A 15743-nucleotide genomic window follows, 5' to 3' on the forward strand; every position below is an offset into this window, starting at 1 on the left:
GGGCCACCCCCTCCTCGGCGGACAGCGCCCGCACGCCGCTGCGGCGCAGCCGGGCCAGGTCGGCCCGGCCCAGGTGGCCGGTCATCCCGCTGGCCGGCGCCCACAGGCCCCAGCCCATCGAGACCGCCGGCCGGCCGTGCGCCCGCCGGTCCTGGGCGAGTGCGTCCAGCACCGCGTTGGCGGCGGCGTAGTTGGCCTGGCCGGGCGCGCCCCAGGTGCCCGTCGCCGAGGAGAACAGGACGAACTCGGCCAGATCCAGGTCCCGCGTCAGCTCGTGCAGGTGCCGGGCGGCGTCGGCCTTGGGGCGCAGTACCGCCTCCACCTGCTCGGCGGTGAGGGCGTCCACGGTGGCGTCGGCCAGCACGCCGGCCGCGTGGATGACCGTGGTCAGCGGGTGCTCGGCCGGGATGCCGGCGAGCAGCGCGGCGAGGGACTCCCGGTCGCCGGCGTCGCAGGCGGCCACGGTGACCTCGGGGCCGAGCTGTGTCGTCGCTGCGCCGCTCCGGCTCGCGAGCAGCACGTGGCGCATCCCGTGCCGCTCGACGAGGTCCCGGGCGATCAGGGTGCCGAGCAGGCCGGTGCCGCCGGTGATGAGGACCGTGCCGTCCGGGTCGGGCGGGCGGGGGATGGTCAGGACCAGCTTGCCGGTGTGGCGGGCCTGGCTGAGGTACCGCAGCGCCTCCGGCGCCCGCCGGATGTCCCACGCCGTCACCGGCAGCGGCCGCAGCACCCCGGCGGCGAAGAGCGGCGTCAGCTCGGCGAAGATCTCGGCGAGCCGGTCCGGGCCGGGATCGGTGACGTCGAAGGCCAGGTAGCGCACGCCCGGGTGGTCGGCGGCGACGCGGGCCGGGTCGCGCACGTCGGTCTTGCCCATCTCGACGAACCGGCCCCCGCGCGGCAGCAGGCGCAGCGAGGCGTCGACGTAGTCGCGGGCCAGGGAGTTGAGCACCACGTCGACGCCCCGGCCGCCGGTGGCGGCGAGGAACTGCCCGGCGAAGTCCAGCGTCCGGGAGTTGCCGAGGTGGGCGTCGTCGTAGCCCTGGGCGTGCGCGACCGCGCGCTTGCCCGCGCTGGCCGTGCCGAAGACCTCCACGCCCCAGTGCCGGGCCAGCTGGGTGGCGGCCATGCCGACCCCGCCGGTCACCGCGTGCAGCAGCAGCGTCTCGCCCGGGCGCAGGCCGGCCAGGTCGACCAGGCCGTAGTAGGCGGTGAGGAACGCGACCGGCACGGAGGCGCCCTCGGCGAAGCTCCAGCCGTCGGGGACGGGGGCGAGCAGCCGCTCGTCGGTGGTGGCCCGCGGGCCGGCCTCCGGGAACATGCCCATCACCCGGTCGCCGGGGGCGAAGCGGGTCACGCCCTCGCCGACCGCCAGCACGACGCCGGCGCCCTCGCCGCCGATGGTGGCCTTCCCGGGGTACATCCCGAGGCAGATCAGCACGTCGCGGAAGTTGAGGCCGGCGGCCCGCAGCGCGACGATGACCTCGCCCGGCCCGGGTCCGTCCGGGCGCTCGACCGGCAGCAGGCCGACCGACTCGATGGTCCCGCCGCCGCCGTGCAGCCCGAGCTCCCACGGCCCGTCCGGCGGGCTCAGCAGCCGGTCGGCCCGGGCCAGCCGCGGGGCGAGCGCGACGCCCTGCCGGATGGCCAGCTGCGGCTCGGGGCGGGCCAGCGCGGCCCGGATCGCCTCCTCGCCGGCCCCGTCGTGGTCGAGCAGGACGAACTGCCCGGGGTGCTCGGCCTGTGCGCTGCGGACCAGGCCCCACACGGCGGCACCGGCCAGGTCCGGCACGTGCTCGCCGGGGTGGGTGGCGACCGCGCCGGTGGTGACGACGGCCAACCGGGTGTTGGCCGGCGGGTCCTTCAGCCACCGCTGGACTCGGTCGAGGACGTCCGTGACCGTGTTTCCGGCCAGCAGTTCGGCTCCGGCCGTGCCGGGCTGCTCGTTCGCCGCGGGCACCCACTCCAGGTGGAACAGCGCCTCCTGGTCGATGGCCGGCGCGGCCAGCTGGGCGGGGTCGATGGCGCGCACGGCGAGCGAGCGCACGGACAGGACGGGGGCGCCGGTGGCGTCGGTGGCCTCCAGGGCGAGCCGGTCCGGGCCCAGCCGGGTCAGCCGGACCTCGAGGGCGCCGGCCCCGCGGGCGTGCAGCGTGACCCCCTCCCACAGGAACGGCACCGCGACCTCGGCCGTCTGCGTGTCCACGGCGAGCGCGTGCAGGGCGGCGTCGAGCAGGGCCGGGTGGATGCCGTAGGCGTCGGCCTGCTGGTCGGCCGGGAGCGCGACCTCGGCGACGATGTCTTCTCCGCTGCGCCAGGCGGCGCGCAGGCCTCGAAAGACGGGGCCGTAGTCGTACCCGTGCCGGGCGAAACGCTCGTAGAGCCCGTCGAGGTCGAGCGGCTGTCGCTGTTCCAGGCGGCGCGGGGGGCGCGTTTCCTCCTGCGGCACGATCGAGCCGGCCGCGTACCGGGTCCACGGGTCGTCGTCGGTGGCGCGGGAGTACACGGCCACGGCGCCCTTCCCGTCCACGGTCACCTGCACCTGCACCCCGCCGGGCGGCAGCCGCAGCGGGGCCTCCAGCACCAGCTCCCGCAGCGAGTGGGTGGGCGGGGTGGCGTGCAGGGCCAGCTCGATCAGGCCGGTGCCGGGCAGCAGCGCGGTCCCGCCGACGGCGTGCTGGGCCAGCCACGGGTGGACGGCCGCGGACAGCCGCCCGGTGTGGACGGTCAGCTCCGGCTCGGGGCTGGTGACCGCCGCGGTCAGCAGCGGGTGCCCGGTGCCGCCGAGCCCGGCGACGGGCCTGGCGGCCAGCCAGTACGAGCGCTCCTCGAACGGGTACGTCGGCAGGTCCACGAGCCGCCCGGCCCGCGGCCAGCGCACCGGCAGGCCGGCCGTGTGCGCACGGGCCAGCGCGGCGCGGAACTGCTCCGGGCCGGGCCGGTTGCGGTGCAGGGTGGGCAGCACGTGCGCGTCGGGGAGGGTCTCGGCGACCCCGATGGTGAGCACCGGGTGGGGGCTCACCTCGATGAAGGCGTTGTGGCCGCGGCCGGCCAGCGCGCGCAGCGTCGGATGGAAGCGGACCAGGCATCTGAGGTTGTCGTACCAGTACTCGGCGCCCAGCCGCGCGTGGTCGACGGGCTCGCCGGTGACGGTGGAGACGAACGGGATCTCGCCGGGCGACGCCGTGACCCCGGCGAGGTCGGCCAGCACCTGCTCGCGCAGCGCCTCGACGTGCGGGCTGTGCGACGGGTAGTCGATGTTGACCCGCCGGGCCCGCGGATAGGCGGCCAGCAGCGCGTCGACGATGGCCGCCGACCCGGACACGACCGTGGTGGACGGGCTGTTGAGCGCGGAGATCACCGCGCCTTCCGGCAGCTCGATCTCGTCGGCCGGCAGCGGGACGGAGACCATGCCGCCGATGCCGGACAGCCGGGCGAGCGCCCGGGCCCGCACCGCGACGATCTTCGCCGCGTCGGCCAGGCTCAGCATCCCGGCGACGTGGGCGGCGGCGAGCTCGCCCTGGGAGTGGCCGATGACCGCGTCGGGCCGCACGCCGAAGTCGAGCCAGCGGCGGGCCAGGGCCACGACGACGGCGAACGTCACCGGCTGGACGACCTCGGTGCGCTCCTGCAGGGCGGGGTCGCGCAGGGCCGCGGCGAAGTCCCAGTCGATGTGCGGGGCGAGGGCGGCGGCGCAGGCGTCGAGGTGGGCGGCGAACGCCGGGTCGGCGGCGGCCAGGTCGACCGCCATCCCGGGCCACTGCGACCCCTGGCCGGGGAAGACGAAGGTGAGCTTGCCCGGCGCGGCCGTGCTCGCGTTGGTGACGACGGTGTCGGGCAGCACGGTGTGGGGCCCGCTCGCGGCGAGGGCGGCGAGGCCGCGCCGGTGGTCGTCGAGGATGACGGCCCGGTGCGCGAAGGCGGTCCGCCCGGCCAGGGTGTACGCGACGTCCCCGGGGTCGCCGCCGGCGTGCTCGGCGAGGCTTCCCGCGTAGCGGCGAAGCGCCTGCGGGGTGCGCGCGCTGACGATCCACGGCGCCTGGAGCGCGGGCGCCGGGCGGTCGTCGGGGACGGGCGGCTCCTCGATGATCAGGTGGGCGTTGGTGCCGCTCACGCCGAACGAGGAGACGCCGGCCCGGCGCGGGCGGCCGTTACGCGGCCACGGCACGGCCTCCGTCAGCAGCCGGACGTTGCCGCTCTCCCAGTCGACGTGCGGGCTGGGCGCGTCGACGTGCAGCGTCTTGGGCAGCCGCTCGTGGCGCAGGGCGAGGACCAGCTTCATGACCCCGGCGATCCCGGCCGCGGCCTGGGTGTGCCCTAGGTTGGACTTGACGGAGCCCAGGTGCAGCGGGGCGTCCCGGTCCTGCCCGTAGGTGGCCAGCAGGGCCTGCGCCTCGATCGGGTCGCCCAGCGTCGTGCCGGTGCCATGGCCCTCGACGGCGTCCACGTCGGACGCTCGCAGGCCGGCGCCGGCCAGCGCCCGGCGGATGACCCGTTGCTGCGACGGGCCGTTCGGGGCGGTGAGGCCGTTGGAGGCGCCGTCGGAGTTGACCGCCGACCCGCGGATGACCGCCAGGACGGGGTGGCCGAGGCGCCGGGCGTCGCTGAGCCGCTCGACCAGCGCCAGGCCGACCCCCTCGGCCCAGCCGACGCCGTCGGCCGCGCCCGCGAAGGCCTTGCACCGCCCGTCCGGGGCCAGCCCGCGCTGCCGGCTGAACTCGACGAACGTGCTCGGGGTGGCCAGCACCGTGACGCCGCCGGCCAGCGCCAGCGTGCAGTCGCCGCGGCGCAGCGCCTCGGCCGCCAGGTGCAGCGCGACGAGCGAGGACGAGCAGGCGGTGTCGATGGTGACCGCCGGGCCTTCCAGGCCGAGGGTGTAGGCGACGCGGCCGGTGGCGATGCTGCCGGCGCTGCCGTTGCCGATGTAGCCCTCGAACCCGTCGGGGATCCGGTCGATCAGGCGGCCGCCGTAGTCGTTGTACATCACGCCGGCGTAGATCCCGGTCGGGCTGCCCCGCAGGGTCTCGGGGTCGATCCCGGCCCGCTCGACGGCCTCCCACGCCACCTGCAGCAGGAGCCGCTGCTGCGGGTCGATGGCGAGCGCCTCCCGCGGGCTGATGCCGAAGAACGCCGCGTCGAAGGCGCCCGCGTCCGTGAGGAAGCCGCCCTCCCTGGTGTAGGAGCAGCCGACCCGGTCCGGGTCCGGGTCGAACAGCGCGTCGAGGTCCCAGCCGCGGTCGGCCGGGAACTCGGTGACCGCGTCGCGCCCCTCGGCCAGCAGGTCCCACAGCTGCTCGGGCGTGGCCACCCCGCCCGGGAACCGGCACGCCATCGACACGATCGCGATCGGCTCGGCCGCCGCGGCGGCCAGCTCCCGGTTCTGCCGGCGCAGCCGCTCGGTCTCCTTGAGCGACGCCCTGAGCGCCTGGACGATGTCCGGCGTTTCCTGCTGTGAAGCGGTCATCGGTCACTGCCTTCGAGAGCGAGCCGGATCAGGTCGCCGGCGTCCATGGTGTCGATGTCCTGCGCCGTGGCGGCGTCATCTCCCGGCGCCCCGGCGGGCAGCCCCGCGAGACGTAGCGCCGCGGTCGTCTCGGCGGGCAGCCCGGCGAGACGCAGCAGCCCGTCGAGAAGGCCGGCCTCGTGCAGGCGCTGCAACGGGATGCCGGCGAGGGCGTTGCGCACCGCCGCCTCCGCGCCGTCCGCCGGGCCCTCCTGGGCGGCGAACTCGCCGGCCAGGTGGCCGGCCAGCGCCGCGGCGTTCGGGTGGTCGAACAGCAGGGTGGCCGACAGCCGCAGCCCGGTCGCGGCGTTGAGCCGGTTGCGCAGCTCGACCGCGGTGAGCGAGTCGAAGCCGAGCTCCTTGAACGCCCGGCCGGGCTCGACGGCGACCGGCCGGTCCCCGCCGAGCACGATCGCGACGTTCGCGCGCACCAGGTCGAGCAGCGCCTCGCGCCGCTGCGGTTCGGGCATCGCGGCGAAGTCCGCCGCCGCCCCGTTCGCGTTGCCGGCGGCCGCCGCGGGGACGAGGCCGTGCAGTAGCGGCGGCAGGGTGCCGGCCGCGGCCAGGTCGCGCAGCACCGCCGGGTCGAGCCGGGCCGGCAGCGAGGCCGGCCGGTCCAGCCGCAGCGCCGCGTCGAAGAGCGCCAGCCCCTGGGCCGCGCTCAGCGCCAGGAGCCCGCTGCGCCCGAGCCGGGCCGAGTCCTGCCGGTTGAGTGCCCCGGCCATCCCGCCGTCGTGCGCCCACATCCCCCACGCCAGGGATACGGCGGGCTGGCCGAGGTGCCGCCGATGCTGCGCGATCGCGTCAAGCCCCGCGTTGGCCGCCGCGTAGTTGCCCTGCCCCGGCCCGCCGAGCGTCCCCGCCGCCGAGGAGAACAGCACGAACGTGTCGAGTGGCAGGTGCTGGGTCAGCTCGTGCAGCAGCCAGGCGCCGCGCGTCTTGGCCCGCACCACGCCGCGCAGCCGCTCGGGGGTGAGCCCGGCGATCGTGGCGTCGTCGAGCACCCCGGCCGTGTGCACGATCGCGGTCAGCGGGTGCTGGGTCGCGACGGTGGTGAGCAGCCGCTGCAGATCGAGCCGATCCCCGACGTCGCAGCCCGCGACCGTGACGTCGGCGCCGAGCGCGCGCAGCTCGTCGCGAAGCTCGGCCGCCCCGGGCGCGTCCACCCCCCTCCGGCTGACCAGCACCAGCCGCCGCGCCTTGTGCGCAGTGACGAGATGCCTGGCCACCAGCGCGCCGAGCGCCCCGGTCCCGCCGGTGACGAGCACGGTGCCGTCGGGGTCGAAGGCGGGCGGCGCCTCCTCGGGCACCCGGACCTTGACCAGCCGCGGCACCAGGACCCGCCCGTCCCGCACGGCCACCTGCGTCTCTCCCGCGGGCAACGCCGGCATCCCCGCGGGATCGGCATCGAGATCGAGCAGCACGAACCGTCCGGGGTGCTCGGCCTGGGCGGAGCGGACCAGACCCCAGACCGGCGCGGCCGCGACGTCGACGGGCTCGCCCGGCCCGGTGGCCACCGCGCGCCGGGTGACGAAGACGAGCTTGCCGGCGGCCGGCCGGTCGTCTGCCAGCCATTCCTGCAGCAGCGCCAGGGTGCGCCCGGCCGCGGCGTCCAGCTCCGCCATCTGATCCCCGTCGCCGGTCGTGATCTGGGCGAAGACGAGCTCGGGACCGGTCGCGGGCGATCCGGTGGACGCCGGGACCCAGTCGACGGCGTACAGGGGCTGCGGGCGGGAGTCGGCGGCCCGAAGCTGGTCGGCGTCGATCTCGCGGGCGACGAGCGCCTCCACGGTCGCGACCGGTGCCCCGGTGCCGTCCGCCAGCGTCAGGGCGACGGACCCGTCCTCGGCGGTGCTCAGGCGGACCCGCAGCGAGGTCGCCCCGGTACCCACGAGGGAAACCCCCCTCCAGGCGAACGGCACGCGCACGGTGTCGCCGGTCGCGTCCACCGCCATCGCGTGCAGCGCGGCGTCGAACAGCGCCGGGTGCAGGCCGAAGCCGTCGGCCCCGGTCCCGTCGGGCAGCCGTACCTCGGCGTAGAGGTCCGCCCCGTCCCGCCAGGCCGCGCGCAGGCCCCGGAACAGCGGCCCGTACCGGTATCCCCGCCCCGCGAACGCCTCGTACAGCCCCTCCACCGGCACCGCCTCGGCGCCCGGCGGCGGCCAGCTGGTCAGGCCCGCCCCGGCGCCGGCACCTCGGCCGAGGGCGCCCTCGGCGTGCCGCGCCCACTCCTCGGCGCCGTCGGGGCGGGCGTGCACGGCGATCGCGCGGCGGCCGGCCTCGTCGGGGGCGTCCACCGCGACCCGGATCGCCAGCCCGCCCTCGGCCGGCAGGACCATCGGCGCCCGCAGCGTCAGCTCGTCGACCCGCTCGCAGCCCACCTGCCGGCCCGCGTGCAGGGCCATGTCGAGCATCGCGGTGCCGGGCAGCAGCGTGGTGCCGAGCACCGTGTGGTCGGCCAGCCATTCGGGGTCGGCGGCGCCGATCCGCCCGGTGAACACGGTCCGGTCGTCGGCGAGCTCGACGGCGGTCGGCAGCAGCGGATGGTCCGTGGACCGCTGCCCGAGCCGGTGCGGCTCGGCCCGGCGGGCCGGTGGGTTGAGCCAGTAGCCGCGGCGCTGGAACGGGTACGTGGGCAGGTCGACGTGCCGTCCGCTGACGCGGTGCCGCAGGTCGAGTCCGGCGAGCGCGCTGAGCAGGGCGAGGTCTTCGGGTTGTTTCGGGTTGAGCGTGGCGGCCGTGACCCCGTCGTCCACGTGGGTGGTGAGGGTCGTGCTGGGGCCGAGTTCGAGGTATCGGGTGACCCTGTGCTCCCGCAGGTACTGGACGCCGTCGTGGAACTGGACGGTTTGCCGCGCGTGTCGTGCCCAGTAGGTTCCGTCGATTTGCTGGCCGGTGAGGTTGGCGATCAGTGGTGTGTGCGGCTCGTGGTGCGGCAGCCCGGAGGCGATGGTTTCGAGTTGTTCGAGGATGGGGTCGATGCGGTGGGAGTGGAATGCGTGTGAGACGTCGAGGGTGGTGGCTTTGCGTCCCTGGGCTTTGAACCGTTGGACGACTGCCTCGACGTCTTTCCGGTCGCCGGATATCACAGTGCTGGTTGGGCTGTTGACTGCGGCGATGCTGACGGTGTCGTCGTCGATTTCGTCTGGGGTGGCTTGGATGGCGGCCATTGCTCCGCCGGCGGGCAGGTTGTGCATGAGTCGGGCGCGGCCGAGAAGGAGTTGGCAGGCGTCGGGGAGACTGAGGATGCCCGCAAGATGTGCGCCCGCGATCTCGCCAACCGAATGTCCGAGCAGATAGTCCGGTGTGATGCCGAAGGTGTCGCGTAGCAGGTGGTGCAGGGCGATCTGCAGTGTGAACAGGCTGGTTTGGGTGTAGAGGGTTTGGTTGAGTAGGTGGGTTTGGTTGCCCCACATGATGTCGTGCATGGGGAGGTCGAGGTGTGCGGCGATGGTGTCGAAGGTGGCGGCGAAGTCTGGGTACGTCGTGTAGAGGCCGTGGCCCATGCCCGCGTGTTGGGCGCCCTGGCCGGGTAGCAGGAATGCGAGCTTGCCGTGGGGCTCGGGGGTGTGGGTGGTGACCAGGTGGGCCGCCGGTTGTCCGGTCGTGAGAGCTTCGAGGCCGCTGCGGAGGTCGTCGGTGGTGTGGCCCACGACGGTGGCGTGGTGCTCGAGCACGGCCCGGTTGCCGAGCGTCGCGGCGATGTCGGCGGGGTGGTGGTCGAGGTCGGTCAGCAGTTCCCGGCCGAGGTCGTGCAGCGCCCCGCGGGTCCGGGCCGAGAGGTGCCAGGAGACGGGCCCGCCGGCGGATGGCTCGGGCGTTGCCGGTTCGGGCGCCTGCTCGACGACGATGTGGGCGTTGGTGCCCGACAGGCCGAAGGATGAGATGCCGGCTCGTCGTGGGCGGTTGGTGCGGGGCCAGGGTGTGGGTTCGGTCAGGAGTGCGATGTTGCCGGTGGTCCAGTCGACGTGGGTGGTGGGCCGGTCGATGTGGAGTGTCTTGGGGAGTAGGTCGTGGTTGAGGGCCAGGATCATCTTCATGGCGCCGGCGACGCCCGCGGCGGCCTGGGTGTGGCCCAGGTTGGACTTGATCGAGCCGAGGTGGAGTGGTCCGGTGCGGTTCTGGCCGTAGGCGGCCAGGAGGGCCTGGGCCTCGATGGGGTCGCCGAGGGTGGTGCCGGTGCCGTGGGCCTCGACGGCGTCGATGTCGGACGGTCGCAGGCCGGCGGCGTCCAGGGCGGCGCGGATGACCCGTTGCTGGGAGGGGCCGTTGGGGGCGGTGAGGCCGTTGGAGGCGCCGTCCTGATTGGTCGCGGTACCGCGGATGACGGCCAGGATCGTGCGGCCGTCGCGCCGGGCGTCGGACAGTTTCTGCAGCAGCAGCAGGCCGGTGCCCTCGGAGAAGCCGGTGCCGTCGGCGGCGTCGGCGAAGGGTTTGCAGCGGCCGTCGGGGGCGAGGCCCTGTTGGCGGGTGAACTCGGTGAAGACCGTCGGTGCGGCCATGACGGTGGTGCCGCCGGCCAGGGCCAGGGTGCACTCGCCGCTGCGGAGGGCCTGGGCGGCGAGGTGGATCGCGGTCAGCGACGACGAGCACGCCGTGTCGACGGTGACGGCCGGGCCCTGCAGGCCGTACGTGTAGGCGATGCGGCCGGACGCGACGCTGCCGGAGGAGCCGTTGCCGAGGTACCCCTCGTACTCGGTCAGTGGCCGGTCGGCGTGGACCAGGCGGCTGCCGTAGTCGTTGTACATGACGCCGAGGAACACGCCCGTCTGGCTGTTGTGCAGGCCGTGCGGGTCGATCCCGGCGTGTTCGAAGGTCTCCCAGCTGGTCTCCAGCAGGATGCGCTGCTGTGGGTCCATCGCGGCCGCCTCGCGCGGGCTGATGCCGAAGAAGTCCGCGTCGAACTGGTCGGCGTCGTGCAGGAAGCCGGCCTGGCGGGCCAGCGACCGGCCGCCGTCGAGGAGGTCGTCGAGGTTCCAGCCGCGGCCGGTGGGGAAGTCGCCGATCGCGTCGCCGCCGTTGGCGAGGAGTTGCCAGAGTTGTTCGGGGGTGTGGATGCCGCCGGGGAAGCGGCAGGCCATGCCGATGATGGCGATGGGTTCGTTGGTGGCGGGGCGTATCGCGGCCGGGGCCGGGGTGGGGGAGCGCTGGTCGAGGAGGTGGGTGGCGAGCGCGGTCGGGGTGGGGAAGTCGAAGACGAGGGTGGCGGGGAGGCGTTGGCCGGTGGCGGTTTGGAGGCGGTTGCGGAGTTCGACGGCGGTGAGTGAGTCGAAGCCGAGGTCTTTGAAGGCGCGGGTGGTGTTGATGTGTTCGCCGCCGGTGTGGCCGAGCACGGCGGCGACCGCGGCGCGGACCAGCTCCAGGGCCGCGGCCGGGCGCTCGTCGGGTGGGAGCGCGGCGATGCGCCGCTCCCACCCGGTGGCCGGGCCGGCGGCAGGACCGGACGGGGCGCCGGCGGCGGCGCGGCGGGCCGGGGCGCGGACCAGACCGCGCAGCACCGGGGGCAGCGTGCCCGCGGCGGCCGAGGCGCGCAGGGCGGCGGGGTCCAGCCGGGCGGCGACCGCGGTCGGCCGGCCGGTGGACAGCGCCGCGTCGAACAGCGCCACGCCCTCGGCGGGGTCCAGCGCGACGAAGCCGGCCCGGTGCATCCGGCTCTGGTCGGCCAGGTCGAGGTGGGCGGTCATGCCGGTGGTGTGGCCCCACAGGCCCCAGGCCAGGGACACGGCCGGGCGGCCGTCGGCCCGGCGGTGCTCGGCGAGGGCGTCCAGGAACGCGTTGGCGGCCGCGTAGCCGGCCTGGCCGGGGCTGCCGAGCGTGGCCGTGGACGAGAACAGCACGAAGTGGTCGAGGTCGCCGGTGAGCCGGTGCAGGTGCCAGGCGGCGTCGAGCTTGGGGCGCAGGACCGTCTCGACCTGCGCCGGGGTGAGGTTGGCGACGACGGCGTCGTCCAGGGCGCCGGCGGCGTGGACGACCGCGGCGACCGGGTGCTCGGCCAGCACGGCGGCCAGGGCGTCGGGGTCGGCGGCGTCGGCGGCGACCAGGACCACCTCGGCGCCGTGCGCGGTCAGCTCCTCGCGCAGCTCGGCCGCGCCCGGGGCGCTCGGGCCCTGGCGGCTCAGGAGCAGCACACGACGTACACCTTGGGCAATCAGATGCCGGGTCACGTGGGCGCCGATCGCGCCGGTGCCGCCGGTGACGAGGACCGTGCCGTCGGGGCGGAAGGCGACGGGCCCGCCGGGGGCGCGGCGGGCCAGGCGCGGGACGTAGGCGCGGCCGTCGCGGATCGCGGCCTGCGGCTCGTCGGGCAGGTGCGCGATGGGTGCGCCCGGGGCGTCGAGGTCGACCAGCGCGAAGCGGTTCGGGTGCTCGGCCTGCGCGGCCCGGACCAGACCCCAGACCGGCGCGGTGGCCAGATCCGGGCGCTCGCCCGGGAGGGCCGCGACGGCGCCGTGGGTGGCGATGACGAGCCGTTGCTCCTGCGGATGGTCCTCGGCGAGCCAGCGCTGCACCACGTCGAGCACCTCGCCGACGACCGCCCGGACCGTCTCGGTCGGCTCGCCCGGCGGGGCGGTCACCCGATGGACCACGGCGTCCGGATACGCCTCGGCGGGCACCGGACCGGCGTCGACCCAGTCCAGGCCGAACAGCGCGTCGGCCGGCCCGGTGGGGCGCAGCCGTTCGGCGTCGACCGGGCGGGTCAGCAGCCGGTCGATGGTGACGACCGGATCCCCGGCCGGGTCGGTGGCCAGCAGCGCGACCGCGTCCGGGCCGGCGGGTGAGAGGCGGACCCGCAGCGCGGTGGCGCCGGTGGCGTGCAGCGCCGCGCCGGTCCACGCGAACGGGAGCCGGAGATCCTCGGACGAGGTCAGCAGGGCGACGGTGTGCAGGGCGGCGTCGAGCAGGGCCGGGTGGATGCCGAAGCCGGCCGGGTCGAGCCCGTCCGGCAGGGCCACCTCGGCATGGACGGTCTCGCCGTCGCGCCACGCGGCGCGCAGGCCCTGGAACGCCGGGCCGTACTCGTACCCGAGCGCGGCATAGCGCGGGTACAGCTCCGCCACCGGGATCGGCTCGGCGCCCGGCGGCGGCCAGGCGTCCAGCCGTGCGACGGGTCCGGAACGGGCGGCGGTGAGGGTGCCGGCGGCGTACCGGGTCCACGGCGGAGGGTCGATGACGTCGGGGCGGGCGTGGACGCTGACCGGCCGGCCGCCGCCGGTCTCCGGGCCGACCACCACCTGCAGCTGCTGGGCCTGGCGGTCCAGGACCAGCGGGTGGTCGATCGCCAGGTCCTCCAGGTGGGGCAGGCCCAGCCGGGCGCCGGCGTGCAGGGCCAGCTCCACGTGGGTGGTCCCGGGCAGCAGCACCGACCCGGCGACGGCGTGGTCGGCCAGCCAGGGATGCGGTCCGACCCCCAGCCGCCCGGTGAACACCGTGGTCGAGGCGTCGTCGGCCAGGTCGACCACGTCGGCCAGCAGCGGGTGGTCGAGGCCGGTCGTCCCGCCGCCACCTGCCGGGGCATCCAGCCAGTACCGCCGCCGCTGGAACGCATAGGTCGGCACCTCCGCCGGCCGCCGCGCGGTCTCCCAGCGCACCGGCAGCCCGGCCACCCAGGCCTGGGCGAGGGCGGTCAGGAAGCGCCGCGGCCCGGGCTCCTGGCGGCGCAGCGTGCCGAGCGCGACCGCGGGCGCCCCGGCCTCCTCGATGATGTCCTGCAGCGGGCCGGTGAGCACCGGGTGCGGGCTCACCTCGACGAAGGCGAGGTGGCCGGCCTCGACCAGCGCGCGGGCGGTCTCCTCGAAGCGGACCGGCCGGCGCAGGTTCTCGAACCAGTAGTCCGCGCCGAGCTCGGTCCCGTCCAGCGGCCCGGCGGTCACGGTGGAGTGGAACGCGATGCCGGCGTGGCCCGGCCGGACCGCGGCGAGCCGCGCGGCCAGCGCCTCCCGCAGCCCGTCGACGTGCGGGCTGTGCGAGGCGACGGTGGAGGGCACCAGCCGGGCCCGGACCCCATCGGCCTCGCACGCGGCGACGAAGGCCTCGACGGCGGCGAGGTCGCCGGCGACCGCGCAGGCGTTCGGACCGTTGCGGCCGGCGATGGTCAGGCCGGCGATGGTCTGGCCCCCGCCCAGGCGCGCCTCGACCTTGCCGGCGCCGAGGGCGACCGAGGCGATCGCGCCGCGACCGGCCATGTGTTCGGCGAAGAGGCGGCTGCGCACGGCGACCAGCCGGGCGGCGTCGGCGAGGGAGATGGCGCCGGCCACGTGGGCGGCGGCGATCTCGCCCTGGGAGTGGCCGATCACCGCGGCCGGCGTGACGCCGCGGGCCTGCCACATCCGGGTCAGCCCGATCATGATCGCGAAGATCAGGGGCTGGAGGACGTCGATGCGCTCCGGCGACGGGGTGCCGGCGGCCCCGCGCAGCACCTCGACCGGCGACCAGTCGACGTGCGGGGCCAGGGCCTCGGCGCACTCGTCGATCGCGGCGGCGAACTCCGGGGAAGCGTCGAGCAGGTCGGCCGCCATCCCGGCCCACTGCGAACCCTGGCCGGGGTAGACGAACACCACCCCGCCGGTGGCCCGGGCGGCCCCGGCGACCACGGCGGGGTCCGGCCGGTCGGCGGCGAGCGCGTCGAGGCCGGCCGCCAGTTCCTCGGCCGTCTCCCCGATGACGGCGGCCCGCGGCGCGAACCGGGCCCGGGCGGCGAGCGTGCCGGCTACGGCGGCGGGGTCGAGGCCGGGCCGGGCGCGGAGGTGATCGCGCAGCCGTGCGGCCTGCTCCCGGATCGCCTCCGGCGTCCGCGCCGACAGCGGCAGCGCGACCGGCCCCCCGCGCGGCGGCTCGGGCGCCTCGGGCTCGACGGACTCGACGATCACGTGGGCATTGGTGCCGCTCACGCCGAACGAGGAGACCGCGGCCCGGCGCGGGCGCCCGGCCTGCGGCCACGGCACCGGATCGGTCAGCAGCGACACCGCGCCGGAGGCCCAGTCGACGTGCGGCGAGGGGGCGTCGACGTGCAGGGTGCGGGGGATCGTCGGCCGGTGTAGCGCCATGATCATCTTGATCAGGCCGGCCACGCCCGCGGCGGCCTGGGTGTGCCCGATGTTCGACTTGAGCGAGCCGAGGTACAGCGGCCGGTCCGAGGGCCGGTCCTGGCCGTAGGTGGCCAGCAGCGCCTGGGCCTCGATCGGGTCGCCGAGCGTGGTGCCGGTGCCGTGCGCCTCGACGACGTCCACATCGGACGGTCGCAGCCGGGCGTCGGCGAGCGCCTGGCGGATCACCCGCTGCTGTGCGGGCCCGTTCGGGGCGGTGAGCTGGCTGCTCTTGCCGTCCTGGTTGACCGCGGAGCCGCGCAGCACGGCCAGCACCGGGTGGCCGCGCCGCTGCGCGTCCGACAGCCGCTCGACCAGCAGCAGCCCGGCCCCCTCGCTCCAGGCGGTGCCGTCGGCCGCGGCCGCGAAGGGCTTGCACCGCCCGTCGAAGGACAGCGCGCGCTGCTTGCTGAACTCGGTGAACACCACCGGGGTGGCCATCACCGTCACGCCGCCGGCCAGCGCCAGGTCGCACTCGCCGCGCCGCAGCGCGTGGGCCGCCTCGTGCAGGGTCACCAGCGACGAGGAGCAGGCGGTGTCGACGGTGATCGCCGGTCCTTCGAGGCCGAACGTGTACGCCACCCGCCCCGAGGCGACGCTGGCCGCGCTGCCGTTGCCGAGGTATCCCTCGTACCCCTCCAGCGGCCGGTCGCGGTGCAGCAGCCGGCCCCCGTAGTCGCCGTAGATGACGCCGACGTACACGCCGGTCGGGCTGCCCCGCAGGCCGGTCGGGTCGATCCCGGCCCGCTCGAACGCCTCCCAGGCCAGCTCCAGCAGCAGCCGTTGCTGCGGGTCGGTCGCCAGGGCCTCGCGGGGGCTCATCCCGAAGAGCTCGGCGTCGAACCGGTCGGCGTCGTAGAGGAACCCGCCCTGCAGCGTGTAGCTGGTGCCGGGCCGGTCCGGGTCGGGATCGTAGAGGTCGTCGACCGGCCAGCCGCGGCCGGTGGGGAAGTCGCCGATCGCGTCGGTGCCGGCGTCGACGAGGTCCCACAGGTCCTCGGGCGAGCGCACCCCGCCGGGGAAGCGGCAGCTCATGCCGACGATCGCGATCGGCTCCTGGTCCCGGGCCTCGGCCTCGCGCAGCCGCTTGCGCGCGTCGTGCAGGTCGGCGGTGACCCGCTTGAGGTACTCCCGCAGCTTGTCCTCGTTGGCCATGCGGC

The 15743-nt window shown here is 76.0% G+C and carries 2 protein-coding genes; both read right to left on the bottom strand.

Going from position 1 to position 15743, the window contains the following annotated elements:
- A partial coding sequence (locus tag AB0M46_RS25900; RefSeq protein WP_363339824.1) for an SDR family NAD(P)-dependent oxidoreductase occupies nt 1-5461 on the bottom strand: 5461 nt, incomplete at its 3' end.
- The gene (locus AB0M46_RS25905) at nt 5458-15738 is read right to left on the bottom strand and encodes a type I polyketide synthase (protein WP_363339826.1); all 10281 of its coding nucleotides are present in this window, start codon (nt 15736-15738) and stop codon (nt 5458-5460) included. The genes AB0M46_RS25900 and AB0M46_RS25905, both read right to left, overlap by 4 nt.
- Nucleotides 15739-15743 lie beyond the last annotated feature (5 nt).

The sequence above is a fragment of the Dactylosporangium sp. NPDC051485 genome (assembly GCF_040682015.1).
Classification (GTDB): Bacteria; Actinomycetota; Actinomycetes; order Mycobacteriales; family Micromonosporaceae; genus Dactylosporangium.

Bases quoted from the DNA above. Each gene is read 5' to 3' on its own strand.
- AB0M46_RS25905 (WP_363339826.1), bottom strand. From the start codon at position 15,738: ATGGCCAACGAGGACAAGCTGCGGGAGTACCTCAAGCGGGTCACCGCC.